This window comes from Hydrocarboniphaga sp. FW305-C-57 (genome assembly GCF_058783045.1).
This window is the reverse complement of sequence record NZ_JBYSYG010000001.1, coordinates 721298-745479: the sequence shown is the minus strand read 5'-3', so window position 1 is coordinate 745479 and position 24182 is coordinate 721298. Positions and strand designations below refer to the sequence as shown.

General features: G+C 66.0%; 24 protein-coding genes. 12 read left to right on the top strand and 12 right to left on the bottom strand.

What is annotated here, in order from left to right:
* Nucleotides 1–10: 10 nt before the first annotated feature.
* Genes AC3WUM_RS03450 through AC3WUM_RS03440 form a run of 3 tightly spaced genes read right to left on the bottom strand, consistent with a single transcriptional unit; the run spans nt 11 to nt 3003 of the window.
* Nucleotides 11–718: an SDR family NAD(P)-dependent oxidoreductase gene (locus tag AC3WUM_RS03450; RefSeq protein ID WP_492408718.1), complete on the bottom strand. Its 708-nt coding sequence runs from the start codon at nt 716–718 to the stop codon at nt 11–13.
* A gap of 38 nt (nt 719–756) precedes the next feature.
* Nucleotides 757–1524 (bottom strand): SDR family NAD(P)-dependent oxidoreductase, encoded by a 768-nt coding sequence (locus tag AC3WUM_RS03445; RefSeq protein ID WP_492408716.1) that lies wholly within the window; start codon nt 1522–1524, stop codon nt 757–759.
* Between the two features lie 45 nt (nt 1525–1569).
* Nucleotides 1570–3003, bottom strand: coding sequence for an MFS transporter (locus AC3WUM_RS03440; RefSeq protein WP_492408715.1), 1434 nt, complete (start codon nt 3001–3003; stop codon nt 1570–1572).
* 413 nt (nt 3004–3416) lie between these two features.
* Between AC3WUM_RS03440 and AC3WUM_RS03435 the strand changes: the two genes are divergently transcribed.
* Genes AC3WUM_RS03435 through AC3WUM_RS03425 form a run of 3 tightly spaced genes read left to right on the top strand, consistent with a single transcriptional unit; the run spans nt 3417 to nt 6037 of the window.
* Nucleotides 3417–4610, top strand: a complete 1194-nt coding sequence (locus AC3WUM_RS03435; RefSeq protein ID WP_492408714.1) for a sulfotransferase family protein — start codon at nt 3417–3419, stop codon at nt 4608–4610.
* Between the two features lie 9 nt (nt 4611–4619).
* Nucleotides 4620–5846: a DUF1214 domain-containing protein gene (locus AC3WUM_RS03430; protein ID WP_492408713.1), complete on the top strand. Its 1227-nt coding sequence runs from the start codon at nt 4620–4622 to the stop codon at nt 5844–5846.
* Between the two features lie 47 nt (nt 5847–5893).
* Complete coding sequence (locus AC3WUM_RS03425) at nt 5894–6037, top strand: hypothetical protein (protein WP_492408711.1); 144 nt, start codon at nt 5894–5896, stop codon at nt 6035–6037.
* Nucleotides 6038–6039: 2 nt separating this feature from the next.
* Here the strand turns inward: AC3WUM_RS03425 and AC3WUM_RS03420 are convergent, their stop codons facing one another.
* Genes AC3WUM_RS03420 through AC3WUM_RS03395 form a run of 6 tightly spaced genes read right to left on the bottom strand, consistent with a single transcriptional unit; the run spans nt 6040 to nt 11184 of the window.
* On the bottom strand, nt 6040–6846 hold the full coding sequence (locus AC3WUM_RS03420) for an SDR family oxidoreductase (protein WP_492408709.1): 807 nt from the start codon (nt 6844–6846) through the stop codon (nt 6040–6042).
* Nucleotides 6847–6856: 10 nt separating this feature from the next.
* Nucleotides 6857–7636 carry an enoyl-CoA hydratase/isomerase family protein gene (locus AC3WUM_RS03415; protein ID WP_492408707.1) on the bottom strand — a complete coding sequence of 260 codons (780 nt, stop codon included), beginning with the start codon at nt 7634–7636 and terminating at the stop codon, nt 6857–6859.
* Nucleotides 7633–8799, bottom strand: a complete 1167-nt coding sequence (locus AC3WUM_RS03410) for a sulfotransferase family protein (RefSeq protein WP_492408706.1) — start codon at nt 8797–8799, stop codon at nt 7633–7635. Before AC3WUM_RS03410 ends, AC3WUM_RS03415 begins: the two co-directional genes overlap by 4 nt.
* A 21-nt stretch (nt 8800–8820) precedes the next feature.
* Entirely contained in the window at nt 8821–9573 is a 753-nt protein-coding gene (locus tag AC3WUM_RS03405; protein WP_492408704.1) for an SDR family NAD(P)-dependent oxidoreductase, read from the bottom strand.
* The gene (locus AC3WUM_RS03400; RefSeq protein WP_492408703.1) at nt 9570–10352 is read right to left on the bottom strand and encodes an SDR family NAD(P)-dependent oxidoreductase; all 783 of its coding nucleotides are present in this window, start codon (nt 10350–10352) and stop codon (nt 9570–9572) included. The genes AC3WUM_RS03405 and AC3WUM_RS03400 overlap by 4 nt, the downstream gene beginning before the upstream one ends.
* 1 nt (nt 10353) lies before the next feature.
* Entirely contained in the window at nt 10354–11184 is an 831-nt protein-coding gene (locus AC3WUM_RS03395) for an SDR family NAD(P)-dependent oxidoreductase (RefSeq protein WP_492408701.1), read from the bottom strand.
* A gap of 150 nt (nt 11185–11334) precedes the next feature.
* On the opposite strand from AC3WUM_RS03395, the gene AC3WUM_RS03390 reads away from it, so the two are divergent.
* The 3 genes from AC3WUM_RS03390 (at nt 11335) to AC3WUM_RS03380 (ending at nt 13232) form a co-directional block, all read left to right on the top strand.
* Complete coding sequence (locus AC3WUM_RS03390) at nt 11335–12249, top strand: SDR family NAD(P)-dependent oxidoreductase (protein WP_492408700.1); 915 nt, start codon at nt 11335–11337, stop codon at nt 12247–12249.
* Between the two features lie 87 nt (nt 12250–12336).
* Nucleotides 12337–12756, top strand: coding sequence for a PaaI family thioesterase (locus AC3WUM_RS03385; RefSeq protein WP_492408699.1), 420 nt, complete (start codon nt 12337–12339; stop codon nt 12754–12756).
* Complete coding sequence (locus AC3WUM_RS03380; RefSeq protein WP_492408698.1) at nt 12753–13232, top strand: hypothetical protein; 480 nt, start codon at nt 12753–12755, stop codon at nt 13230–13232. The genes AC3WUM_RS03385 and AC3WUM_RS03380 overlap by 4 nt, the downstream gene beginning before the upstream one ends.
* On the opposite strand, the gene AC3WUM_RS03375 is transcribed toward AC3WUM_RS03380, so the two are convergent.
* Both AC3WUM_RS03375 and AC3WUM_RS03370 read right to left on the bottom strand, forming a co-directional pair.
* Nucleotides 13229–14449: a DUF1214 domain-containing protein gene (locus AC3WUM_RS03375; protein WP_492408697.1), complete on the bottom strand. Its 1221-nt coding sequence runs from the start codon at nt 14447–14449 to the stop codon at nt 13229–13231. The genes AC3WUM_RS03380 and AC3WUM_RS03375 overlap by 4 nt on opposite strands.
* A gap of 3 nt (nt 14450–14452) precedes the next feature.
* Complete coding sequence (locus AC3WUM_RS03370; protein ID WP_492408696.1) at nt 14453–15241, bottom strand: enoyl-CoA hydratase-related protein; 789 nt, start codon at nt 15239–15241, stop codon at nt 14453–14455.
* Nucleotides 15242–15358: 117 nt separating this feature from the next.
* Here AC3WUM_RS03370 and AC3WUM_RS03365 point away from each other — a divergent pair, with 117 nt between their 5' ends.
* Nucleotides 15359–16153, top strand: a complete 795-nt coding sequence (locus AC3WUM_RS03365; RefSeq protein ID WP_492408694.1) for an SDR family NAD(P)-dependent oxidoreductase — start codon at nt 15359–15361, stop codon at nt 16151–16153.
* A 27-nt stretch (nt 16154–16180) separates the two neighbouring features.
* Here the strand turns inward: AC3WUM_RS03365 and AC3WUM_RS03360 are convergent, their stop codons facing one another.
* The gene (locus AC3WUM_RS03360; RefSeq protein WP_492408693.1) at nt 16181–17737 is read right to left on the bottom strand and encodes a FadR/GntR family transcriptional regulator; all 1557 of its coding nucleotides are present in this window, start codon (nt 17735–17737) and stop codon (nt 16181–16183) included.
* 187 nt (nt 17738–17924) lie between these two features.
* Between AC3WUM_RS03360 and AC3WUM_RS03355 the strand changes: the two genes are divergently transcribed.
* The 5 genes from AC3WUM_RS03355 to AC3WUM_RS03335 are packed head-to-tail and all read left to right on the top strand — an operon-like array spanning nt 17925 to nt 24182.
* Entirely contained in the window at nt 17925–19367 is a 1443-nt protein-coding gene (locus AC3WUM_RS03355; RefSeq protein WP_492408692.1) for a phenylacetate--CoA ligase family protein, read from the top strand.
* A gap of 19 nt (nt 19368–19386) precedes the next feature.
* The gene (locus AC3WUM_RS03350) at nt 19387–20100 is read left to right on the top strand and encodes a hypothetical protein (protein WP_492408691.1); all 714 of its coding nucleotides are present in this window, start codon (nt 19387–19389) and stop codon (nt 20098–20100) included.
* Between the two features lie 29 nt (nt 20101–20129).
* Nucleotides 20130–21419 carry an MFS transporter gene (locus AC3WUM_RS03345; RefSeq protein WP_492408690.1) on the top strand — a complete coding sequence of 430 codons (1290 nt, stop codon included), beginning with the start codon at nt 20130–20132 and terminating at the stop codon, nt 21417–21419.
* Between the two features lie 36 nt (nt 21420–21455).
* Nucleotides 21456–22736: a sulfotransferase family protein gene (locus AC3WUM_RS03340; protein WP_492408689.1), complete on the top strand. Its 1281-nt coding sequence runs from the start codon at nt 21456–21458 to the stop codon at nt 22734–22736.
* A gap of 12 nt (nt 22737–22748) precedes the next feature.
* Entirely contained in the window at nt 22749–24182 is a 1434-nt protein-coding gene (locus AC3WUM_RS03335; RefSeq protein WP_492408688.1) for a DUF1254 domain-containing protein, read from the top strand.

The window sequence follows — 24182 nt, the reverse complement described above, 5'->3', positions numbered from 1 at the left end:
ATGCGGCGCCTCAAACCGGCACGATCGCTTCGAACGGCGTCGGCGTCAGATGCTGACCGCCGTCGGCGTAGAGCACGTGTCCGGTCAGGAAGCGGCCGGCGTCGCTGACGAGCAGCATCACGGCGCCGCCGATGTCGGCCTCGCAATCACCCATGCGCTGCATCGGCGACTGGGCCACGAGCGCATCGACCGCATCGGGCGCCTGCTCGCGCAGCCTGCGGAACGCGGCGGTATCGGCTGCAACCGCGAGCGCGTTCACGAGCACGCCGTGCTCGCCCCATTCCTCGGCCGCGCTGCGCGTGAGTGATTTGATCGCTTCACTCGCGGCGACCTCATCGGCGATCTTGCGGTTGAGGCTGTCGCCCATCGTCGCGACGATGTTGACGACGCGACCGCCGCGCTCGCGCAAGGCCGGATACGCGGCCTGCAGGCTCCACAGCACGGCCTGCGCCGAAACGCCGACCGCGAGACTCTTGCTCGCCAGCGGCGAAAAGTCGGTGGACTCATCCGCGCCGTTGACGAGGATGTCGATGCGTCCATGACGCGCCAGCACGTCGGCGATCGCGGCTTCGGCCTCGGCCTTGCTGGACGGCGAGGCCAGCATCGCCACGCGTGCACCTTCGTCGCGCAATCGCTGCGCGATGCCGGCCGCGACACCGTGTCGTGCGTCCTCGTGGCTCGCACAGATCACCGCCACCTTGTCGTTCAAACGTCCCATCGCTACCGTCTCCGCGAAGTCTTGTTAGTCCCGAGCGCTCACTCGGGGCGCTTGAGATGCAGGCCGCCGTCAGCGAAGAAGGTCTGGCCGGTGATGAAGCGTGCGTCCTCGGTCAGCAGGCCGGTGACGAGCGCGCCGAGGTCTTCGACGGCCTTGCCGAGACGGCGCATCGGAATCGCAAGCAGCGTGCGTGCGGCCATTTCCGGGTTGTTCTTCATGTACTCGACGGTCCCGGCCGATTCGCAAGCCGGGCAGATCACGTTGACGGTGATGTTGTGCTGGCCCCATTCACGCGCGGCGGACAGCGTGAGCCCGCGAATCGCTTCCTTGGTCGAGTTGTACTCGGCGCTGAGCTTGGCGCCGTAGACCGCGCGACGCGAGCCGAAGTTGATAACGCGGCCGCCGCCCTGCTTGCGGAAGTGCGGAAACACCGCGTTCATGAGCCAGCGCGAGGCGTGGAAGCCCGACGACAGCGCCTTGTCGTAGGCATCCTCAGTCTTGTTCTCGACGGGCACCCATTTCCACTCGGCCTGCGCGTTGTTGACGAGCCCGTCGACGCGCCCATAGCGCTCGATCGTCGTCGCGACGACGCTCTCGGCACGCTCGCGTACCCCGACGTCGGCCTGCAGATAGTCGGCTTCAAGGCCGAGTTCCGCGAGCTGCTGCAGGGCCTTGGCGCCTTTTTCCGCCGAGCGCGAACAGAACACCACCCTCGCGCCTTCCATCGCCAGCTTCTGCACGATGCCGAAGCCGATGCCTTCGGAACCGCCGGTGACGACCACGACTTTGCCTTTCAATTGAGTCACGCTGATTCTTCCTATCGCAACGATTTCAAACGCTCGATGCCGCGCTCAGCTACACCGCGCGGGAATGGCAGGCACCGCCGGCGCGACCGCACGACCGGCGCGCGGCAGCATCAGCGAAACCACGAATCCGAGCACGGTCGCGCCGGTGAGCAGGGAGAACGTGAGTCCCACCGACGTGGAGCCCGGGTAATGCGCGTCGCCTACCGCGACCGTGTGCAGGCTCAGCAGAAACGCGCAGAGCTGCGTGGCGATTGCGAAATTGGTCTGCCGCAGCACCGCGGTCACGCCATTGGCTTCGCTCGTGCGTGCCAGCGGCACCGCGTCGGCGAGCACCATCGGCGTCGCGCCGAGAATCATCACCGAGCCGATGCCCTGCACGAACAGCATGACGACGAGCAGTTCGAGCCAGTGCTGGCCAATGTACATGCCGGTCCAGCCGAGCGCGGCGGTGAAGGCGCCGACTTGCAAGGCCCGTCGTGGCCCGGCCCTGTCCGCGATACGGCCGGCGAGCGGCCCGCCGATCAATGCCGTCACCTGTGCCCCGAAGAGAAAGGCCCCCGACAAGGTCGCAGACAAGCCGAAGCCGATGCCGGCCTTCGGCGTCTGCTGCAACAGCATGCTGATGAAGGGCCCGACCTGGAAAACCCCGTAGGCGGCCATGATCATCACCGCGTTGGCGATCGCGACCTGCCGATTGCCGAGCAGGCGCACGTCGATGAGCGGCTCCTTGCGCGTCCATTCGTGGCGGAACCAGTAAGCGCCGATCAGCGCCGCGAGGCCGAGCATGCCCCAGATGCGCAGATCATCGAGGCCCCAGTACTTGATCTGGCCGATCGAGTAGATGACCAGCGCGATCATCGGCACCGTGAGCGTTCCGCCGATCAGGTCGATCTTGCGGTCGGGCGACGCGCCGGGGCGCGATGGCGGCAGCGCGAAGATCGAGAGCATCACCGCGACGATCGACGCGGCCGACGCGAACCAGAACATCGAATGCCAGGGCAGATGGTCGACGATGAGCCCGCCGGCCAGCGTGCCGACGCCCGAGGCGATGCTGGCGGTGGCCGCGATCATGCCGGTGCCGATGCGCTGCTTGGACGGCTCGAGATGCTCGCGCAGCAGGCCGAAACACAGCGGCAGCAGCGAGCCGGCGAAGCCCTGCAAGCCGCGGCCGACCAGCAGGCCGACGAGATCGGGACTCATCGCGCTGATCAGCGAACCGATCGTCGCGACGACCAGCACGCAGCTGACCGCGAGCTTGCGTCCGTAGAGATCGCCGAGGCGCGCGATCAGCGGCGTCAGGCAGGCCGAGACCAGCAGGTAGATCGTGATGACCCAGCCGACGAGCACAGGATCGCTGAACAGCTTGTAGAGCAGGCCGATGGCGCCGTAGATCATCGCGACCTCGAAGGCCGCGATCGTCTCGATGTACATCAGCAGGCCGATCAAGGTCCACGGCTTGCGCGCTTGAATCGCGATCACGAACGGCACTCCATTGCGGCCGCTGCGGCGGGCAAACTGAAAGCGCTTTCACAAGCGACGAAGAGCGCTATCGAGTAAGGTTCGCCGCCGTTTTCGGCGAGCGGCGCAGACCGAATTCCGACTCTCGGAATCGCGATCCGCTCAATGATGCAGCGACGCATTCTGCTCTCCTCACATGGCACTGACGGGGGTTCGGCACCGGACTTCAATGCATCCCGGCGCGACCGCTCCTTATGGCCGCCAGCATTGTTAACAGTGCACCAATTGTCAAGGCCAGAGCAGTAAAAAGGCCTATATCAGCTGAAACGCTTCACTTATTGCGGACATTAAGTGCACCATTTATGCTCGATCGAGAGTCGGAGCCGCGTTCCATCCTGGAGCGTGCACATCCGACCAGCCCGAGGAGAGATTCGATGTCGAGCCGTACCGTCAGCGCCCGAGACCTCATTGCCGCCGCCGAAAAGGCCACCGGCATGAACCAGTGGGGCGAGCAGGATTTCCGCACCGGCTTGCAGCTGCTACTCGACACCATGCAGCGCGAAGCCCGCCTGTCCGATCTCGGTCGCGAGCGCATGCTGAGCCGCATCGACGGGCTGCTGCAGAATCGCCTGCGCATCTACGACTGGCGCGCCAGGCATCCAGAAGTCGAGCAGCAGAAGATCACGCGTCCGATCTTCATCCTCGGCCTGCCGCGCAGCGGCACCTCCAACCTGCTCTCGCTGCTTTCGTTCGATCCCGCGCATCGGGTGCCGCGCATGTGGGAAATCTTCCGCTCGGTGCCGCCGCCGGAGCGCGAAACCTACGAAACCGATCCGCGCATCGCCGAAGTGCAGAACCAGCTCATGAGCGACGGCTTCGGATCCGAAGGCCTGCAGGCCACGCATCCGTTCGACTCGCGACTGCCCGAGGAATGCGGCTTCATCTTCGAGCATACCTTCGCCTGCATGGTGTTCCCGGCCTACATCAACATTCCGACCTTCGCGAAATACGCGATGGACGACGCCGACTGGCGCGGCGTCTACGGCTTCCACAAGCAGTTCCTGCAGAACCTGCAGGCGAACTACGCGGGCGAGCGCTGGGTGCTCAAGACACCCGAGCATTCGCACTTCCTGCCCGAGCTGCTCGCCACCTATCCGGACGCGATCCTGCTCTACACGCACCGCGCGCCCGCGCAGATCATGTCCTCGCTCGCGAGCAACATCACCGAGCTGCGCAAGCTCTGGTCCGACCAGGTCGATCCGAAGGAAGTCGCCGCGAGCTTCCTCGCCGCCGAAGCCGAAGGCTCGCGCCGCATGGTCGAGGCGCGCAAGGATCCGGCCGTCGACAGGCACTTCTACGACATCGAGTTCCAGGACCTGATCGAGCAGCCGGTCGAGACCATGCGACGCCTCTATGCGCGCTTCGATCTGCCGTTCACCGAGGCGACCCAGCGCGGACTGCAGCACTACGCGGACAACGAAGCCAAGAAGACGCACGGCCACGGCAAGCACAAGCATTCGCTAGACGACGTCGGCTACAGCGCGGACGAGATCAACACCGCGTTCAAGCCTTACCTGGACTGGTACGCGCGCGAGCACGAGCGCTTTCGGCTGCCGTCTGCGCGCTGAGAACTCGTCATGCCGAGTTCGACATCGCAACTGCAACAAGGCGCCGCCATCTCGCCCGCAATGGATGCGGCCTGGAAGCGCTACCTCGAAGGACTCGAAGCGCTGCGGCAGCGCATTTTCGCCACCGAGATGGTGTGGCGTCCGGAAACGCACGCGGCTGCGCACTACTTCCTCATGAACGCGCAGGCTTCGGCGTTCACGACCTGCTTCGCGCCCAAGCAGACCTATCCGGCCTTCTACGTGCACAGCACCTTCGAGCCGAACATCTTCACGTGGACGCTGCCGAACCCGGACTTCCACTATCGCTGGGCTTTCATCGACGGCACGCGTACGTATCGGGTCTGGGGCAATCGCGGCAACACGCTGTGGCTCGACATCCAGGTCAATCGCAGCCATTGGTGCGACGACGAGCCGACCGTGTTCGGCAACTACCAGCCCGAGGGCATCCTCGATGCGGACGGCAATTTCGAGTACATCCTGTCGGCGACCGATCCGGGAGTGGGCAAGAACTGGATCAAGCTCGATCCGACCTCGCGCAACAACGTGCTGCTGATCCGCGATACACACTACGACTGGGTCAATACGCGCGGCGCCGAGTTGCATATCGAGCTTTACGACGATCTGCCGGCCGGTCCGTGCTTTCTACCCGAAGCCGAGCTCGAACGCCGTCTCGACGGCTGCCTGCGCCTGATGAACTTCGTCGTCGAGCATTTCCAGCCGCACATCACGACGAACCCGCAACGCACGGGCATCAACCGATTCCACCAGAGCAACGTCAACACCAAGGGCGGCTCGCATCCGGTCGCGGTCTATCTGCTGCTGCCCTACGAGATCGAGGCCGACGAGGCGCTCATCATCGACGTCGAGATTCCGCAGACGATGTACTGGAACATCCATCTTGGCGACGTCTGGGGCGGCACTGCGGATTACGTGCAGCACCAGAGCTGCCTGAACGGCGCGCAGGCACACATCGACGCAGATGGTCATGCGCGGCTCGTGCTGTCGACACAGGATCCGGGCGTGCCGAACTGGCTCGATACAATTGGCTGCCTGCACGGCATCGCGCAGTTCCGCTGGTACAAGACCAGCAAGGTCAACGTTCCCGAAGTGCGCAAGGTCAAGCTCGCCGAGCTGCAGCAGGAACTGCCGGCCGCAACGCCGAAGCTCGATCGCGAACAGCGCAAGCGAATCGTCGATGCACGGCGCGCGGCGATCATGCGCCGGTATCATTACTAGCCGCCGATATCGGCCAGCGTTCCACGCCCGAACACCGGAGCACGGCCATGTCGCCCGAAAATCGTTTGCAGGCCGCGCTCGACCGGCGCCAGATCGCACCAAGCGAGGACGGCGGCTGGAAGATCACCGCGCAACTCGTGGTCGATGGCGGCTTCATCAATCTGGCGCCGCCGCTGGACCGGCCGCGCTAGGGTCATTCGCCCATCGCGGCGAGCATCGCGCCGAAGCGCGCTTCCATCACCGGTTTCAGCTCCGGATGCGTGAAGATATAAAACTCGCGCGCATGCACCGCCCGCATCACCTGCTCGCCTACCGCGAGCGGATCGAGCCCATCGCGCTGCAGGCTCGTCACCTGAGCCGCCCGGCGCGACATCGCATCGCCCGAGTCTGGATCGAGCTGCCGGGCCGAGGTATCGAACAGGCGCGTTCTGACCTGCGCCGGCAGCAGCACCGACACGCCGATGCCCGAGGCTTCGAGCTCCTGGCGCAGGCTTTCGCTGAAGGCGAGCATACCGGCCTTGCTCGCGGTATAGCCGGCACCGCCCGCGTAAGGCAGTAGCGCAGCCATCGAGGCGGTGTTGACGATGTGCGCGCCGACTTCGGATTTTCGCAGCAGCGGCAGCATCGTCCGCGTGCCGAGGAACAGGCCGGTCAGATTGATCTCGATGATGCGCCGCCACTCGGCCGATTCCAGCTCGCCGACGTGGCGTCCGGTTCCAGTGATGCCTGCGTTGTTGACGAGCAGTTGCAAGGCATTACCGTGCGATTCGACGAAGCTCGCCGCGCTTCGCCAGTCCGATTCGCTGCCGACATCGAGTTTGAGCGTCAGAACCTCGGCGCCTTCGGCTGCAAGATTCGCAGCGGACTCCCGCAATGCCGCTACGTCGATGTCCGCGATGACCACGCGCAGGCCGTCGAGTGCGGCGGCGCGGGCGATGCCGTAGCCGATGCCGCTCGCTCCGCCCGTGATCAGCGCAAGGCCTTTCGTTTGCTCGCTCATGGGTGCGAGCTCAGCGAAAGCGCGAGAAGTCCGGCTTGCGCTTGTCGAGAAACGCGGCGATCGCTTCCTTGGACTCGTCCGATCGCAGCTGCGCGGTGAACGCCTCGGACTCGCGCTGCATCTGGTCTGCGATGTCGTTCGAAGGCCGGCGCAGCAACTCGCGCGTACGCCGCAAGGCGCCCGGCGGCGAACCGGCGATGCGGCGCGCCGTTTCGATCGCCTGCTCGCGCAGGACCGCCTCGTCGACGATGTGCGTCACGAGCGCCCAATCCTTCGCGGTGGACGCGTCGATGGCCTCGCCTGCGAGCATCATCTGCGCCGCGCGCAGATAGCCGACACGCTGCACGAGCGAGAGCGAACTGCCGCCCTCGGGCACGAAGCCGCGCTGCACGAACGGCAGGGCGAAGCGCGCCGTCGCTGCGGCGAGCACGACATCGCACTGCAGGACCAGGCTGACGCCGAAGCCGATCACATGGCCTTGCACGGCCGCGATCACGAGCTTCTCGATCTGCGGCAGCCGCGCGGTGAGCCGTCCACCCGGATTGTCGAGTCCGGAAGGAACCTCGTCGCCCATGTTGTCGGCGCTGAATGCGTTCAGATCGGCTCCGACGCAGAAGGACTTGCCAGCCGCACTGAACAGAATCACGCGCACCGCATCGTCGGCTTCGGCGCGATCGAGCGCCGCGTTGAGCTCGATCCACATGTCCGGCGTGATCGCGTTGAGCTTTGCCGGGCGATCGAGCCGGATCTCGCAGACGCCCTCGGCGATCGTGCAGCCCACATGGCTCATGCGGCGAGTCCGTACAAGTCGATATAGGGCGCGAAGCGGCGACGGATGTCATCTTCCGAAATACCGGTTCCTTCGAGCGAATACTTGTGCTCGCCGTGCTTGTTCTGCGGATTCTCGGTCAGCCAGCGCTGCATCGCCGCGCGCGCGGTATCACTCAGCGCGAGGCCGCAACCGGCGTAGATGCGCTCGATCGTCTCCATCGGCTTGCTCGCGAAGTCGGAGAAGTAGACATCGACGTAACGGTCCGGATATTGCCGACGCACGTCCATCGCCATCTCGATACCACGTCCCCAGAGATCCACTTCGCGACGCGCCGCCGCGGTGCGGCTCGTGCCCGCGCCTTCGTATGGGATGCGCGCCATGCGCGCGAGGCTCGCGCCCGAGGCGACCGAGGTGATCGGGTTGCGATGCGTCTGGATGATCGTCGCCTGCGGGAATACTTTCATGAAGCCCGCGAGACCGAACAGCGAGGCCGGGTTCTTGAGCAACCAGGTCTTGTCGCGCTCATGCAGGCCGATCAGCCGGAGATTGTCGCGATAGCGGCGCCACATCGCCTCGGTGTCCTGCTCGAGCCACCACTGCTGATAGCTCGGAATGTTCGCGTTGGTGGTCCAGTCGATCGACAGGAAATCCTGGCGCGTGAGCAGCAGGCATTCATAGACCTCGTCGGCGATGATCGGATGCGCGGCCTTCATGCCGGGCACTTCGCGATACAGCGCTTCGAGTTCGTCGATTGCGCGCTTGAACAGCGGGTTCGCATCCCAGTCCGCACGCGGCGGACGCGGCATCGGGTTGTCGATGAGCCAGTATTCGAGTCCCTGGAACTGCGGGTCCATCGAGAGCACCCGATGCAGTGCGGTGGTGCCGGTGCGCGGCAGGCCGGTGATGACGATCGGCGGCTTGAGTTCGTACGACAGGCTTTCGGGATGCTCGGCCCAACCCTTCTGCGACCAGGCACGGCTCACGAGCACCTGCACGATGCGATCGAAATACTTGCGCCAGCCTTCGGCCGTGAGCTGCGTGTCCTGATCGAGCGCCTGCAACAGCCTACGCAGCGCGGGCCGATATTCCTGCGAGCCGAAATCGCTCATGCCGCAGCGCTGCGCGGCCGCGTCGTGCAAGGCGGCTTCGCTGGAGACGAAGGACGGGTTCTGCTGGGTCATCTCGATCTCCCGATACGTCGCTTATTCGGCACAGCGTCCACCGTCGATCGCATAGATCGCCCCGGTGATGTACGAGGCCTCGTCCGAAGCCAGGAAGGCGGTCAATGCGGCGATCTCCTCGGGTGTTCCGAGCCTGTGCATCGGCGTCACCGATTCCTTGAATTCGATCAAGGCAGCGCCCGATTTTTCGACCAGCGGCGTGCGGATGGTGCCCGGTGCGACCGCGTTGATGCGGATGCCGTGGCCCACGTATTCGAGCGCCGCGATCCTGGTCAGCATGTTGAGTCCGGCCTTGCCGACGATGTACGCCGCCGAACCCACGGAGGGACGCGTACCGCCGACCGAGGACATGTTGACGACGGACCCGTAGCGCTGGCGCATCATCACCGGCAGCACGTACTTGAGCACGAGGAAAGCCCCACGCAGATTCACGTCCATGATGCGATCCCAGAGTTCGAGATCGATCTCGTGCAGCGGTGTTCCGCCATGCGAAATGCCGGCATTGTTGCAGAGCACGTCGATGCGCCCGCAGCGGGCGACACAGGCCGCGATCATCGCTTCGATCTGCTCGGGAACGCCGACATCGGCGCGGTGCGCGACGATGCGCTCCGGATGCAGGGCCGCGAGCTCGTCGACGTTGTCTCCACGGCTCACCGCGAACACCTGCGCGCCTTCTTCGACGAGCCTCAAGGCGACCGCGCGTCCGATGCCCGCGCCGGCACCGGTGACGAGCGCGACCTTGTTTTCGAAGCGGCGTGCGAATGCGGCGCTCATGAGGCTGACTCCAGAACCGGAACGTAAACCGGACCGGCCATGTGATAACCGCCATCGGCATGAATCGTGTAGCCGGTGATGTAGCGGCCGTCTTCGCCCGCGAGCAGCACTGCGGCTCCGCCGACATCCTCGACCGGATCGCCGAAGCGTTGCAGGGCCACGAGCGGCAGCGTGCGCTCCACCTGTTCAGCCTGCCGTTGTGCGTAGGCCCGGAAGCGCTCGTCGTCGACCGTCGGCATCAGCACGTTGACGAGAATGCCGTCGGCGCCCCACTCCTGCGCGGCCGTGCGCGTGAGCGCGCGCAGCGCTTCGGCTGCGGCTGCATAAGCGCCGATGTATTCGGCCACGTTCTCGCCGTAGATCGAACCGAGGTTGAGGATGCGTCCGCCGCCCTGTTCGCGCATGGTGGGCTGCACCGCGAGCATCGCCCAGCGCGCGGCCGAAAAGCCTTGCGCGAATGCGGCATCGTAGTCTGCATCGGACAGCTCCTCGAGCCGTTGCCAGGCCGGCGCTTCGGCCGCCGCGTTGACGAGGATGTCGATGCGCCCATGCACCGCGATCGCCTCGGCGATCGCGCTCAGCAAGGCGCTTTTCTCTCCCGGCACGGCGACGAAGACGCTCGCACCGAGAGTGTCGGCATAAGTCTTCAAGGCCTCCGCGTCGCGATCGATCAGCAGCAGCTTCGCGCCCTCGCGCGCATAGCGTTGAGCGATTCCGAGTCCCGGGTGGCGTCCGGCGCCGACGACGAGCGCGACCTTGTTTTCGAGCAGGCCCGCCATGTCAGTGCCTCACGTGCGGCTGATGCGCCTGCACGGGCCGCGAGATGCCGAGTCCGCCATCGAGAAAGAACGTCTCGCCGGTGATGAAGCGCCCTTCGTCCGCAACCAGGCCGAGGATCGCACCACCGATGTCGGTCTCCGGGTCGCCGTGCCGATGCAGCGGCACGCGTCCGCGCATGAGCTGGTACGCGGCCGAATGGTTCTGCTTGAACGCTTTCGTCGCATCGCTCTCGGCCGCCGGCAGCACCACGTTGACGGTGATGCCGTAGCGACCCCATTCGTTCGCGGCCGTGCGCGTGAGTCCGCGTATGGCTTCCTTGCAGGCCGCGTAGTCGGCGGCCCAGCGGCTACCGTTGACGCCGAAGATCGAACCGAAGTTGACGATGCGTCCGCCACCCTGCGCCTTCATGAGCGGAAACGCGGCGCGCATGGCCCAAAGCGTCGCCTGCAAGCCCGATTGCAGCGTCTGCTGCCAGTCGTCATCGGGCTTGTCCTCCAGCGGCGTCCACGGCATCACCGTCTGCGCGTTGTTGACCAAGGCATCGACTCGACCATAGACGCGCGCCGCTTCGGCGATCACGTGTTCGATCTCGGAGCGGATGCCGACGTCGGCCGGCACGTAGTGCACGGCCGGGGTGATCTCGCGCACCGCGTCGAGCATTTCGCCGGCCCGCGAAGCCGTGCGTGAGCAGAGCACCAGCCGCGCGCCCTCCTTCGCGAATCGCATCGCGAGTCCGCGACCGATGCCATAGCTCGCGCCGGTGATCACCGCCACCTTGCCGCGCAGGCGTCCTCGCGGAATCGCATCGTCGGCCATGTCGCTGAACGCCATTCGTTCTCCTCGCGCTCGCACTGCGCGCCTTTTTCGGTCGGTCGCGGATGCGTCGCCGGTCTTTCTTAAATGGTATACTATTGAAAGGAGAAATCGCCACACGATGATCGGCACGTACCGATCGCCTCGAAAGATCGGCGCGGACGAAACATGACGACAGCCCTCGGAGTCATCGATTTCGACGATCGCGCTGCGATCGTCACCGGCGCGGCCAGCGGCATCGGTCGGGCCGTCGCATCGGCGCTCGCCGCCTGCGGGGCTCGCGTTCTCGTCAACGATCTGCGCGATACGCAAACCATCGTCGACGAGATTCGCCAGGCCGGCGGTCTGGCGGTCGGCAATGAAACCGCGGTCGGCGACTTCGCCGGCGCGCGCGAGATCGTCGCGCAGGCGCTTCAGGCCTTCGGCCGGCTCGATCTGCTCGTCAATTGTGCAGGGACGTCCGCACCCGGCGCTTTCTCCGAGGTCGACGAGCACGAGGTGCTGCGCGTGCTTCGGGTGAATCTGATCGGCCCGTATGCGCTCACCCAGGCCGCTTGGCCGATTCTCAGAAACCAGCGTTACGGCCGCATTCTCAACATCGCTTCGAATGCAGCGCTCGGCATGGGACGCAGCGCAGCGTATGCAGCGTCCAAGGGCGGACTCATCTCGCTGACCAAGGACAATGCGCGAGAAGGCCGCGAGTTCGACATCAAGGTCAACGCGATGCTGCCCGTCGCGAGCACCGCGATGACCGCGCGGATTCCGCCCGGGCCTTTTCGCGACTGGATCGACCAGGGCTTCTCGCCCGAGCTCATCGCGGCGCCGGCCCTGTTCCTGCTGTCCGAGTCGCTGCAGGCCAGCGGCGAAGTCTTCAGCTGTGGCGGTGGACGAATCTCTCGCACGGCCTGGTGCAACACGCGCGGCTGGTTCGATGCCCAGGCCACGCCAGAAGCCATCGCCCGGCATTACGACGAGTTCATGAATCCCGACACCGCGCGGCTCGTCGAGAACCAGCCCCAGGAATTGCAGCGCTACACCGAGTGGAAGCCCTGGCCAGGGCCAGGCGAGATGCCGAACGCATGAACACCGGGGTGGCGCACGGTGAAGCCGGCGCCACGCCAATACCCCACCCCGCTCGACATGACGAACCGCCAGCCAGGAACACCCGACATGCAGGCCGACAATCTTCCGCTGAGTGTCGAGGCGCTCAATGCCATCATCGCCACGAGCCCGTTCAATGCCTGGCTCGGCCAGCAGGTGGAGTCGATCGGCGAGGCCGGCATCGTCGTGCGCGTGCGCTGGCGCGAGGAATTCGTCGGCGCCGCGAAGACCGGGCATGCGCACGGCGGCATCTTCGCAGCGCTCGTGAATTCCTGTGGCTGCTACGCGGTCACCACCCAGCTCGGGCGCACGGTTCCGACCGTCGATTTGCGCTGCGATTTCCACCGTCCCGGCAAGCCCGGCGATCTGCTCGTCTCGGCGCAGGTAGTCAAGCTCGGACGCACGCTCGCGAACGTCGACGTGACGATTCGCGACGAGCAAGGCCAGCATCTCGCGAGTGGCCGCGCGGTCTATCTGACGCAGGCATGAGCACGGACGCGCTTCCGCGGCTCGATTGCGCGGCGCTCAATGCGCAGATCGCGCAAAGCCCGAGCAATGCCTGGCTCGGCTTGCAAGCGCTTTCGATCACCGCGGACACGCTGATGCTGCGCCTGCCCTGGCGCACGGAATTCAGCTCCGGGCAGGGCCGCGACGGAATCGACGACGGAGCGCTCGCCTTCGCGATGAACGCTGCGCTCGGCTACCTGCTGCTCGGGCTCGACGGAGTCGGCGGGGCGATCGCCGATCTGCGCTTCGATCCGATCGAACCCGCGCCCGCCGACGATGTGCTGCTGATCTCGCGATTGCGCAAGCTCGGCACTCGGCTGTCGTCGGTCAGCGTCGAAGCACTCGATCGCGAAGGCCGCAAGCTCGCGCTCGCGGGCGGAAGCTACTTCATGGCGGCTTCTCGCGCTGAGCCGGTAGCTCAGGCCTTCGGCCAGGCCACCGACGCAGCCACTCACTAGCGGAAGTAACGCGTCTCCAGATGCGTGCGCCGGCGCGCGCGCTGCTCGCGACGCTGCGCCTCGCTCACCTGCGGAACGAAAGCCGGCAGCTGCTGGCGCAGCTCCGCGAGCTTGACGAGACGTCCGGCCGGCGACGGAACCTTGTCAGCCCAGATCCAGCGATACCACAGGTAGCCGCGACGCTGGCCGTCGGTATCGAGCCAGTTCGGCACACCCGGATCGCGCTGCGCGATCACGATGCGCAGCACGCCGTCTTCGTCGATCTGCGCCTGCTTGCGGTTGATGCAGGTGATGCGATGAAACGGATCGGTCGACTCGTTCCACAGGTTGTAGAGCTGGAAACTCCAATACGGTTGATACCCCGGTACGGGCTCGTCCGGCATTTCGATCAGCAACGCCTCGTCTTCGGCGACATCGAAGAATGTCACGCCGTAGTGCACGTACTCGGAGCCCGGCACGCGCTTCTGCGGTGTCGGCAGCTCGTTGTAGCGGCTCGCGACGAGTTCGTTGGCAAGTCGCTTGAGGTAGTAGGCGGCGAGCGTTTTCGCCCAGTGCACCGCGTCGGCGAGCGCCTTGGCGCAGCGCTCGGGCGTCAACGGAGCCGGCGTCAGCCCCTCGTTGCCGAGCTTGACGATGTGAAAGTCGGCGGGCAGATGCCGATCCCAGTCGCTCAGGTACTGGCGCACACTGAACTTCAGATCGGCCGGTTTGAGCCGCATCCAGTTGCCTTTCCAGTCAGCCGGACGCTCGGCACTCAGCAGCAGCTCGAAGTGGCCGTCTTCTCCAATGATCAGGTCGCGCGAACTCGTTTCGCCTGTGGTCCTGAAACCCGGAAAGATCGGAAACACGCCCTCGTTGGTATTGAGGATGAAGCCGTCGATCGTGCTCACGTGCGCCCAGACGCGATAGGCGTGGCGGCCATCGATCGTCGCGGTCAGGTAGATGTTGTCGAGATTGGGCGCACCCCAGGGCGCGAGCGGATCGAGCCCGCGGTGGAAAGCCGGAAACTCCGGATCGGCGAAGCCGAATTCTTCCTGGATCGCGAACGCGATCAGTCGCGCGAGATAGCGATGGCCTTCGGCGAGATCGCGCGGATTGTTCGCGAACGGCGCCGCGGAAACGATCGAAGCGCCGCTCGCGATCTCGTCCGCGAACGACTGCCATGCCGCGGCCAAAGTCTGGCGGGCAATCTGCTCGGCTGAGTTGTCGGCTCCCATGCGTCACTCGCTCCAGCGCGGCATGCGCTTTTCGAGAAAAGCGGCAGGCCCTTCGCGGTTGTCGGGCGAGGCGTTGACGCGCAGCACTGCGGCGTCGGTCATCGCCCGCGCCTCGTCTTCACCGAGTTCGGCCGCGACACGCGCGATGGCGAGCGATTCGCGCACCGCGATCGGCGAATTGCGCGCGATGCGCTCGGCGAGCGCGTAAGCCTCGTCGACGACCTGATCGTCGGGTACGAGACGATTGATGAGCCCGACCTCGTAGCAGCGCCTGGCCGCGATGAGCTCGGCCGTCGCGAGCCATTCGATCGCGATCGCGCGCGGCACGCGCTTGGGCAGGCGATAGACGCCGCAGGCGCCCGCGATGGTGCCGCGGCTCGTTTCGGGCAAGCCCAGGCGCGCGGTCTCTCCGGCGACGATCAGATCGCAGGACAATGCGAGCTCGAGCCCACCGCCCGCGGCGACGCCCCGGATCGCCGCGATCCAGGGCTTGCGGCGCGGAAATGACGACAGCCCCAGATAGCCGCCTCGCGGTCGCAGCAGTTCGTCGCTGCGGCCCGCGGAAAGCGTTGCCAGATCGGCTCCGGCCGAGAACGCGAGCCCACCGGCCCCGGTGAGCACGACAGCTCGAATGTCGGCATCGGCCTCGACCGCTTCGGCCGCCGCTTCGAGTGCCTCGGCCATCGCCGGATCGATCGCGTTACGCGCGGCGGGCCGGTCGATGACGATGCAGGCCAGGTGTGGCCGCTCGCGCAGGACGGTCACGCTTCCCGATGTCGATGACGACGACATGCGATCTCCTCTTCGATCTTGTCCGCGTAATGCCTTTCGGCTCGATTGCGATTAAATAGTGCACCATTATAAGCTGCACGTCGCGTCGTGCACCCGTGCGCCTTGGAAGAGAACAGAATGAACCGGCTCCAGAACAAGATCTGCATCGTCACCGGCGGAGCGCTCGGCATCGGCCGGGCGAGCGCCAAGCTCATGGCTGCCGAGGGTGCGCGCGTGGTCGTCGCCGATCTCGATCTCGCGGCCGCGCAGGCCGTCGTCGATGCGATCAAGCAGGCCGGCGGCGACGCGCTGCCCGTGCAGCTCGATGCGACGAGCGAAGCCTCGATCGAGGCCATGGTCGAGGTCGCGCACGAGACCTATGGCCGCATCGACGTGCTCTATAACAACGTCGGTTTCACCGATTCGGCGCGTGATACCACCGTGACCGGAATGGACTGGAGTTACTGGGATCGCGCGGTTCGGCTCAACCTGATGAGCGCGGTGTATCCGACGCGCTGCGTGCTGCCGATCATGATCGAAGGCGGCGGCGGCTCGATCATCAACACCACTTCGATGGCGGCCGTGCAAGGCATGGACAGGCCGACGGCCTATGCGGCGACCAAGGGCGGCGTGCAGGCGTTCTCGCGCAGCGTGGCTGTGCAGTACGGCAAGCAGGGCGTGCGCTGCAACACCATCGCGCCAGGGCTGATCATGACCACGCGCGCTCCGAGCTGGCCCAAGCCGGTGCTCGAGACCTTCAAGAAGCACACGCTGGTTCCGCGCCTCGGCCTGCCCGAGGACATCGGCAATCTCGCGGTGTTTCTGGCCTCCGACGAATCGGGCTACATCACCGGGCAGATGTTCCAGGTCGACGGTGGCGTCGGCGTTCAGAACCCGACGACCGCGGACATGCGCGAACTCGCCGGCGGCTGACGCGCAGGCACCCGAGCGCGCGCCGACTCAGGCTGATTCGGGCGCTTTTTCGAGCGAGTGCAACCAGGCTTCGCGCTCGGTGTTGCCGTACCAGGCATCGACGAGCTTCATGTGCCGCGCCATCAGCCGGCGCGAAAGCGGCGCATCGCCCTTGCCGATCGCTGCCGCGACTTCGGCATGGCTGCCCGACAGCACCTGCCAGGTCTCGGCAGGCGGAATGTCGGTCGGATAGTAGGCTGCGATGTCCGACATGATGCGCGTGAACAAGGCCAGCACGCGGTTGCCCGACAGATCGCTGATCTCCAGATGCAGCCGCCCATGCACGGCTGGAATCTGCTCGTGCGTCGCCGCCTTCTGTGCGGCGATCACGGCTTCGAGCCGCTGCTTGCCGGCGGCGGTGATGCGCTGCGCCGCGAGCTGCGCCGAAGCCAGCTGCAGCGAGCGCCACATTTCGTAGAAGTGCCGCGGCTTGAGCCGGGCGTACTGGAAGTAGATCGTCGCGAGCTCGGCGGTATAGCTCGGGTCGGGCACGCCGATCACCATGCCGCCGCTGTAGCCGCGGCGCAGCTGCACGATGCAATGCAGTTCGAGCGTGCGCAGGGCCTCGCGAAACACCGCACGGCTGACGCCGTAGCGCTCGCGCAACTCCGGCTCGGACCCGAGCCGGCTGCCGGATACCGCATCGCTCGCCGCGATGTCGCGCGCGATGCGCAGCGAAACCCGATGCCCGAGCTTGTAGAGTCCGCTGGTGCCTGAAGGGTCAGCCTCGGCGCTCAAGTCCACCGCACTGGCCTGCTCGAAGCTCAGCCCATGTTTGCGCAGTTCGGCCTCGACGAGCTTACGGCTGCGCTTGATGGTGCTGCGCACCTCGAGCCGACCGGCGACGACGTCGCCAGCCAGCAGCGCATCGACGAGCAGGCGTTTTTCCTTGCGCGAGGCGCGTGCGAGTTCGGGCAGTCGCGGATCGTCGGCCGAGACCGTGAGCATGTCGCTGGTCACGCGATAGAGCGATTCGATCAGCAGCGCGAGCGCCGGATTGCGCGGCAGCGCCGCGATCGCCGACCGCAGCTCGAAGTGATGCTTCACCTCCTGCGCCAGATCGTCCGCCGAACCCGCCATGAGCTGGTCGTAGAGCGCACGCATGCGCGCCAGATCGGCATCGGTGGCGCGCTCGCAGGCGAGTTCCACCATCAGGCCTTCGAGCAGCTCGCGCGCTTCGAACAGCTCGGGCAGCTTGACCGCGGCGAGTTCCAGATAGCTCGCGAGCGCGAGCACCGCCGATCCACGCGCGGGCTGCTGGACCACCAGGCCGCCGCCAATGCCGCGACGCATGCGCGCCACGCCGTGACGCTCGACCTGGCGCACCGCTTCGCGCAGCGTCGAGCGGCTGACCTTGTAGCGCTTCATGAGCTCGACCTGATTGCCGAGTACCTCGCCGACCGGCCAGCCGGCCTCGGCGATGTCGCGCTTGATCGCGAACGCCACCTTTTCGCCGAGCTTGCGCTCGCGTGCATCGGCCTGCGACTTGTCGCTGCCGCTGCGCGGCTTGCGGCTGGCGTTGTCCTTGAGTCTGCGCGTGGACACGGCGCGTGTGTCCGCGGGCTCTTCTCGCGTGGTCTTGGCGGGCATAGATATGTGGAAACGGTCCCCTGGCGTTGTCGGTCGGACCCGGTTCGGCTTTTCCGACGGGCCAGTTTAGGCCGGTTTCACGGATGGCTGTAAATGGTGTCCTATTCGTGGCATGCTAATCCCGTCACGAGCGGCCTCGTCCATGAACCGGGCCCACACCATTCGCGAGGAGAAGCCCGGCGATTCGGGCGATCGGGAAATCGTCTTCATGTCCAGCAACACCGTCTTCGAAGCCTCGTCCGCAAGCGAGCCGCGCTTTTTCGATGCCGTCGAAACCCTGCCGCGCGACGAGCTGCAGGCGCTGCAACAGCGCCGCCTGCTCGCGATGGTCGAGCATGCCTATCGGCACTCCCCGCTCGTACGCCGCAACTGGGAAGCAGCCGGCGTCACGCCGGCGCAGGTTCGCTCGATCGCCGATTTCAAGCGGCTCGCTCCGTTCATGGACAAGGATCAGTCGCGCGCCTGGCGCGACGAGCACGACGATCCGTTCGGCGGCCTGCTCTGCTGCGATCCGAACGACCTGAGCTTCATCGCCTCGAGTTCCGGAACCACCGGCGATCCGACCGTGTTCGGCTGGCGCTGGAAGGCCGATGGCCTGGAGCCCGACGGCTGCGGCCTCGATCCGCACGGGCCTTCGGCGTTCTGGAGCAATACGCACCGCGATCTCTGGCTCATGGGCGCGCGTCCGGGCGATTCCGTGGTGATGCTCAACATGCGCATTCGCGGGCCGGTCTACCGCTGCCTCGATCGGCTCGGCATCACGCCGATCCTGATCAGCTACAAGCCCGACGACGTCTACGCCTTCATTGAACTATCGCGCCGCTATCGTCCGGTGGCGCTGTTCACCGCGAGCAATCCGTTCGTGAACTCGCTCGAAAACGCACAGCGTGAGCTCGGCATCGACATGGCCGAAGTGCTGTCGAGCTACAAGGCGGTGATGTTCGCGGGCGAGCCGATGGGCCCGCGCGTGCGCCGCGTGCTCGAAAGCTGGAACCTGCAGGGCCGCATCTACAACCAGACCGCGTTCGGCGACATCGCGGTGGCGCACGAATGCCCGCTGCACGACGGCGTGCATGCGCATGAGGACATCGCGCTCGTCGAGCTCGTCGATCCCGAGACCGGCAAGGCCATCGAAGGCGATGGCGTCGGCGAACTCTGCGTGACCTCGCTCGTCAACGGCGTCGATCCGCTGATCCGCTATCGCTCGGGCGACATGGTGCGCCTGACCACCGAACCCTGCGGCTGCGGCCGCAGCGGCGCGCGTTTCTGGACGCTCGGCCGCACTGGCGACGAAGTCGTCGTCGAAGGCCACACCATTCTGCCGATGGACGTTTGGGGCGCGGTCGAAGACGTCGAGGAATGCTCGGCCGGCTTGTTCCAGGTGATTCGCCCTGCGCGCGATCTGCCGAAGCTCAAGCTGCGCGTCGGCTACGCCGGCAATCCCGATCTCGATCTGGTTCGCCGCAAGCTCGAAGCCTCGGTCAAAGCGGCGGTCGGCGTGACGCCGGAACTCGAACTGCTGCCCTATTCCGAGCTCGGCAAATACGGGCCGCGCAACAAGATGCCGCGCACCGCCAAGCAATGAGCCAGACCCGAGATCCGCGATGAGTCTTTCGAACCCGCAAGCCACGCTGCATAGCGGCTACCTGTCCCGCCCCGACGATGCGCCCTGGATCGTCGGACTCGCGCCCTGCGCCGCGGGATCGCTGCCCTATCCGCTCAGCAAGCGCGACGTCGAGGCCGATACCGCGTACGCGCAGCGCGTGTTCGCCGATCTCGGACTGGCGAGCGCCGAACTCGTGCACCTGATCGGCGACGGCGCCGAGGAGATCGCCTGGTGGCCGTTCGAGAATGCGGCGATGCGCCTGGGCATTCCGTGGATCGAGGCCGAAGGCGGGCCGCACGACACCGCGCGCAGCGACATGGTGCTACGCCGATTCCGTCCGCGTGCCGTGCTGGGCATGAGCCTGCCGGTGCTCGATGCGCTCGGCGAACTCGGCCGCGACCTGCACGGCATGCTCGGCACTCTGCGCGCACTCACGGCGACGCCGCAGGCCGCGACCCGGCTGCGCTCGCTCGGCATCGCCTGCCGCGTGCAGGCCCTGCTCGGACCGATCTTTCTGTTCGAATCGGCCGACGGCAGCGGCCTGCGCTACGACGAAAGCGAATGGCTCGTCGAAAGCCTCGACGGCGAACTCGTCCTGACGGCGGTCAGTGCGCGCATGTCTCCGTTCTCGCGCCTGCGGACCGGCCAGCGAGGCCGCGTCGACAGCATCGAGCGCGACGGCACACGCGAAGCGCGCGTGGTCTTCGACTAGGGTCTGTCGACACGAAGGCAGCCGTCGCCATGACGCAGTCGCAAGAACAGCCCACGATCTCGCCGCTGATCGCCGACACGCCGACGCTGGCGGCCGAGGCCTTGCAGCCACGTGAGTCCGCGACTGCCGAAGGCCTTCCGAGACGCGATGCAGTCGCGCTGACGCTGATCATGCTCACGCACGGCGTCGGTCAGACGCTGATCTTCGCGATTCTGCCCGCGGTCGCGCGCGATCTCGGCATCGCCGATCAGGCGGTGAGCCTCATCTACGTGCTACCCGCGATCGCCTGGTCGTTCATGACGACGTGGTGGGGGCGACACTCCGATCGTCGCGGCCGGCGCGTCGTGATCCTGACCGGCATCGTCGGCTTCATGCTGTCGCAATTGATGTTCGCGGGCGCCGCCCTGCTCGGCTACGCGGGCTGGATCGGAGCCGGCACGCTGTGGGCGCTGATCCTGCTCTCGCGCCTGACCTACAGCGGTTTGTCGAGCGGATCGCTGCCCGCCTCGCAGGCCTACATCGTGAGCCGCGTTTCGCCGGCCGAACGCGCGACCGCGCTCGGCCGGCTCACGGCGTCATGGAATCTCGGCAATCTGCTCGGCCCGGCCGTGATCGGCCTGCTGACCGCGCTCGGCGTGCTGACTCCGCTATTCGCCACCGCGGCGCTCGCGCTCGTGATCTGGGCCTGGGTTCGCGGCTGCCTGCGCAGCGAGGGGCCGGTGGCGGGCGCACCAGCGAACACCCGCCTGAGCCCGCTCGACCCACGACTGCGGAGTTCCATGCTCATCGCGATCTGCGGCAGCTTCGCGCAGGCTTCGCTGCTGCAGACGCTGGGCTTCTATCTGATGGACCACCTCGGCATCGCGACCACCGAGGTTCCGCGCACCGTCGGCTTCGCACTGATGTTCTCGGCCGTTTCGACGCTGCTCGCGCAGACGGTGTTCGTGCAAAGCCTGCGGCCCGAGCCGCGCACGCTCGAGCTGCTCGGCGCGAGCATCAACGCTCTGGCCTTTCTCGGCCTCGTGCTCGCCGACCAGCTGTCCATGGTGTGGATCGCGACCGCGCTCTGCGGCTTCGGCTACGGCCTGCTGCGCATCGGCAACGTAACCGGCGCCTCGCATGCGGTGCGCGGCGACGAACAAGGCGCAGTCGCCGGACTCAACAGCGCGATGTGGTCCGCCGGCTACATCATCGCCCCACTCGCGGCGATGAGCCTGCATCAGATCGATCCGCGTCTGCCTTACATCGCCTCGATGCTCAGCGCCGCGCTCGCGCTGGCAGCGGCCAAGGGACGCAAAGAATCCCTGGCGCGGGCTTGAACAACACAGCGAAACGAGCACTCTGGAGGAGCCATCATGCTGAAAAACATTCCGATCCCGCCGCCCGAACAGCTCACCGCGCGCGGCCGCGACTTCGCCTATCCGGCCAGCCTGGCCAGCGATCCCGCCGCGCTGCGCGAGGCCGAGCAGCGCTACACGCTCGACCCACAGCAGCTCATGACGCTCGCCCGCGAAGAAACCGGCCTCGCCGACTTCGGGCCCGAGCCGTTCGCCGAGCCCTTGCGCATCCTCTGCGCCTCGCTGCGCGACGAAGTCGATCTCAACGCCGCGGGCCGCGAGAACGCGCATCGCCGACTCATGAACCTGCTCGTGACGCGCCTGCGCCTGCAGGACTTGTGGACGCGCTATCCGCAGATCCTCGATCAGCCCGTGAGCGCGCCGATCTTCATCGTCGGCCTGCCGCGTTCGGGTACGACTTACCTGCAGCGCCTGATGGCGCGCGACTCGACGTTGCGCTGGTCTCCGTTCTGGGAGCTCATGTTCCCGCTGCCGTTTGGCCAGGCCGATGCGCCGGTGGCACAGCCCGATCCGCGCATCGCCGCAGCCCAGGCCGCTCTCGACCGACTGTTCCAGGTCGCGCCCGAGATGATGAAGATGCACGAGATCGAGGCCGAGGAACCCGAAGAGGAAATCGCCCTGCTCTCGCTGGGTTTCTGCTCGATGGCCTTCGAGTGGTCGTTCGCGGTTCCATCCTACGTCGACTACTACAAGCGCGCCGATCACACGCAAGGCTACGCGTACTTCAAGCGCGTGCTGCAAACGCTGCAATGGCTGCGCGGCGGCGGACAGTGGCTGCTCAAGGCGCCGATGCACATGGAGAATCTCGATGAGATCATGCAGGTGTTCCCCGATGCGGTGATCGTGCAGACGCATCGCGATCCGGTCACCGCCACGGTCTCGCTGAGCAGCCTGACCTGCACGGGCATTCGCAACTACTTCGATCATCCGAATCCGCTCGTCGTCGGCGACTACATTTCGTCCGCGGTCGAGCGCCTGCTCAACGGCATCAATGCCTATCGCCAGGCGAATCCGCAGCAGCCGGTCGTCGACATCCAGTTCCGCGAGTTGATGGCCGACCCGCTGACGATGGTCCGGCGCATTTATGCGGTCTGCGGCAAGACGCTGGCAGCCAGCGACGAGACGCGCATTCGCGAGTATCTGGCTGCGCATCCGCGTCACAAGAACGGCGGGCACGAATATTCGGCCGACGACTTCGGCATCGACCTCGACGAGCGCTACCGGGCGCTGTCGTTCTACATGCAGCGCTATCAAGTGCCCGCCGAGCGCCGCAACTAAAGAAGCAAGGCGATGAACCCCCAAAGGCGCGAGCTGCTGATGGCGCTCGCCGCCCTGCCCGCGATGCGCGCACGAGCACAGCAGGAGTTTCCGATGTCATCCCCGCAGAAGATCACGCTCGATGGAGAGGCGCTGCAGGCGCTCACGGCCGAGGCTTATCTGTATGCCTATCCGTTGTTGATGGCGTACGGCTTCATGGTGCAGCAGCTCGAGCTCGCGCCCGAGGCCGAGCGTCAGCCGGTCAACCGCTTCAAGCATTTCCGCAGCGTCGCCACGCCCACCTTCAACAACTACATTCCGTGGGTCGGCACCGATACCGTGTACTCCTCGAGCTGGCTCGACCTACGCGCCGAGCCGCTCGTGTTCGAGAGCCCCGAGTTCGAGCCGCATCGCTTCCAGAACATCCAGATGGAAGACCTCTACACGCACAACGTGCTGAACCGCGGAACGCGTACGCACGGCAACGCGGCGCGTCGCTATCTGTTCGCGGGTCCGGGCTGGAGCGGAGAGAAACCCGCCGGCATCGACGAAGTGCTGGTCTTCGAAACCTGGCTGCTCAAGTTCTTCATGCGCATCGCCATCGAAGGTCCGGACGACTTCGAGGCCCTGCACCAGCTGCAGGACCGGTACTCTCTGCAACCGCTGTCCTCTTATCTGCAGCAGGCCTCGCCGAAACCGGCGCCGAAGATCGACTGGCTGCAACCCGATGCGCCGCGCTGGTTCGAATGCGCCAGGCCCGAGTTCGTACGCTATCTGAACTTCGTGCTCGGTCTCTGCACGATCCATCCGAGCGAGGCAGCGCTCATGCAGCGCTTCAAGGCGATCGGCATCACGCCCGGCGCGGACTTCGATGCGAGCGCACTGAGCGAATCGCAGCGCGCCGCGATGCAGGCCGGCATCGACGCCTCGCGAGCCCGCGTACATGCGCGCGTCGCCCATCTCGAAGACCCGACCAACGGCTGGGTCTATCCGCTCGACCTGCGTGGCCCGCGCAGCCTCGTCGCCGGCAGCGACGATGCCTTCCTGCGCCGGGCCACGCTCGCGAACTACGCGATCTGGGGGCCGGAGTCGGCCGAGGTCGTCTACATGAGTGCCGCGCTCGACGCCGACGGCGACACGCTCGACGGCAATCATCGCTACGTGCTGCATTTCGATCGCCCGCCGCCCGTCAAAGGCTTCTGGTCGTACACGATCTACGATGCCAAGACGCGCCTGCTCGTGAATCACCCGAGTGGCCGCTACAAGCTCAGCGACCGCATGCCGATGCGCTACGGCCCCGACGGCTCGCTGACCCTCTACGTGCAGAACGAATCGCCAGGCAGTGCGCACCAGAGCAACTGGCTGCCGGTGCCTCAGCAGCCGTTCCATGTCGTCGCGCGGCTCTACTGGCCGCAGCCGGAATTGCTCGATGGGCGCTACCAGCCGCCGGGCCTGCGCAAGATCTGA

What these genes read in the sequence shown, in the direction of transcription:
- AC3WUM_RS03350 (WP_492408691.1), top strand. Translation starts at nt 19,387, where the DNA reads ATGAGTCTTTCGAACCCGCAAGCCACGCTGCATAGCGGCTACCTGTCC.
- AC3WUM_RS03430 (WP_492408713.1), top strand. Translation starts at nt 4,620, where the DNA reads ATGCCGAGTTCGACATCGCAACTGCAACAAGGCGCCGCCATCTCGCCC.
- AC3WUM_RS03390 (WP_492408700.1), top strand. Translation starts at nt 11,335, where the DNA reads ATGACGACAGCCCTCGGAGTCATCGATTTCGACGATCGCGCTGCGATC.
- AC3WUM_RS03435 (WP_492408714.1), top strand. Translation starts at nt 3,417, where the DNA reads ATGTCGAGCCGTACCGTCAGCGCCCGAGACCTCATTGCCGCCGCCGAA.
- AC3WUM_RS03345 (WP_492408690.1), top strand. Translation starts at nt 20,130, where the DNA reads ATGACGCAGTCGCAAGAACAGCCCACGATCTCGCCGCTGATCGCCGAC.
- AC3WUM_RS03375 (WP_492408697.1), bottom strand. Translation starts at nt 14,449, where the DNA reads ATGGGAGCCGACAACTCAGCCGAGCAGATTGCCCGCCAGACTTTGGCC.
- AC3WUM_RS03405 (WP_492408704.1), bottom strand. Translation starts at nt 9,573, where the DNA reads ATGAGCGCCGCATTCGCACGCCGCTTCGAAAACAAGGTCGCGCTCGTC.
- AC3WUM_RS03380 (WP_492408698.1), top strand. Translation starts at nt 12,753, where the DNA reads ATGAGCACGGACGCGCTTCCGCGGCTCGATTGCGCGGCGCTCAATGCG.
- AC3WUM_RS03395 (WP_492408701.1), bottom strand. Translation starts at nt 11,184, where the DNA reads ATGGCGTTCAGCGACATGGCCGACGATGCGATTCCGCGAGGACGCCTG.
- AC3WUM_RS03400 (WP_492408703.1), bottom strand. Translation starts at nt 10,352, where the DNA reads ATGGCGGGCCTGCTCGAAAACAAGGTCGCGCTCGTCGTCGGCGCCGGA.
- AC3WUM_RS03365 (WP_492408694.1), top strand. Translation starts at nt 15,359, where the DNA reads ATGAACCGGCTCCAGAACAAGATCTGCATCGTCACCGGCGGAGCGCTC.
- AC3WUM_RS03410 (WP_492408706.1), bottom strand. Translation starts at nt 8,799, where the DNA reads ATGACCCAGCAGAACCCGTCCTTCGTCTCCAGCGAAGCCGCCTTGCAC.
- AC3WUM_RS03370 (WP_492408696.1), bottom strand. Translation starts at nt 15,241, where the DNA reads ATGTCGTCGTCATCGACATCGGGAAGCGTGACCGTCCTGCGCGAGCGG.
- AC3WUM_RS03420 (WP_492408709.1), bottom strand. Translation starts at nt 6,846, where the DNA reads ATGAGCGAGCAAACGAAAGGCCTTGCGCTGATCACGGGCGGAGCGAGC.
- AC3WUM_RS03425 (WP_492408711.1), top strand. Translation starts at nt 5,894, where the DNA reads ATGTCGCCCGAAAATCGTTTGCAGGCCGCGCTCGACCGGCGCCAGATC.
- AC3WUM_RS03415 (WP_492408707.1), bottom strand. Translation starts at nt 7,636, where the DNA reads ATGAGCCATGTGGGCTGCACGATCGCCGAGGGCGTCTGCGAGATCCGG.
- AC3WUM_RS03450 (WP_492408718.1), bottom strand. Translation starts at nt 718, where the DNA reads ATGGGACGTTTGAACGACAAGGTGGCGGTGATCTGTGCGAGCCACGAG.
- AC3WUM_RS03355 (WP_492408692.1), top strand. Translation starts at nt 17,925, where the DNA reads ATGAACCGGGCCCACACCATTCGCGAGGAGAAGCCCGGCGATTCGGGC.
- AC3WUM_RS03385 (WP_492408699.1), top strand. Translation starts at nt 12,337, where the DNA reads ATGCAGGCCGACAATCTTCCGCTGAGTGTCGAGGCGCTCAATGCCATC.
- AC3WUM_RS03335 (WP_492408688.1), top strand. Translation starts at nt 22,749, where the DNA reads ATGAACCCCCAAAGGCGCGAGCTGCTGATGGCGCTCGCCGCCCTGCCC.
- AC3WUM_RS03340 (WP_492408689.1), top strand. Translation starts at nt 21,456, where the DNA reads ATGCTGAAAAACATTCCGATCCCGCCGCCCGAACAGCTCACCGCGCGC.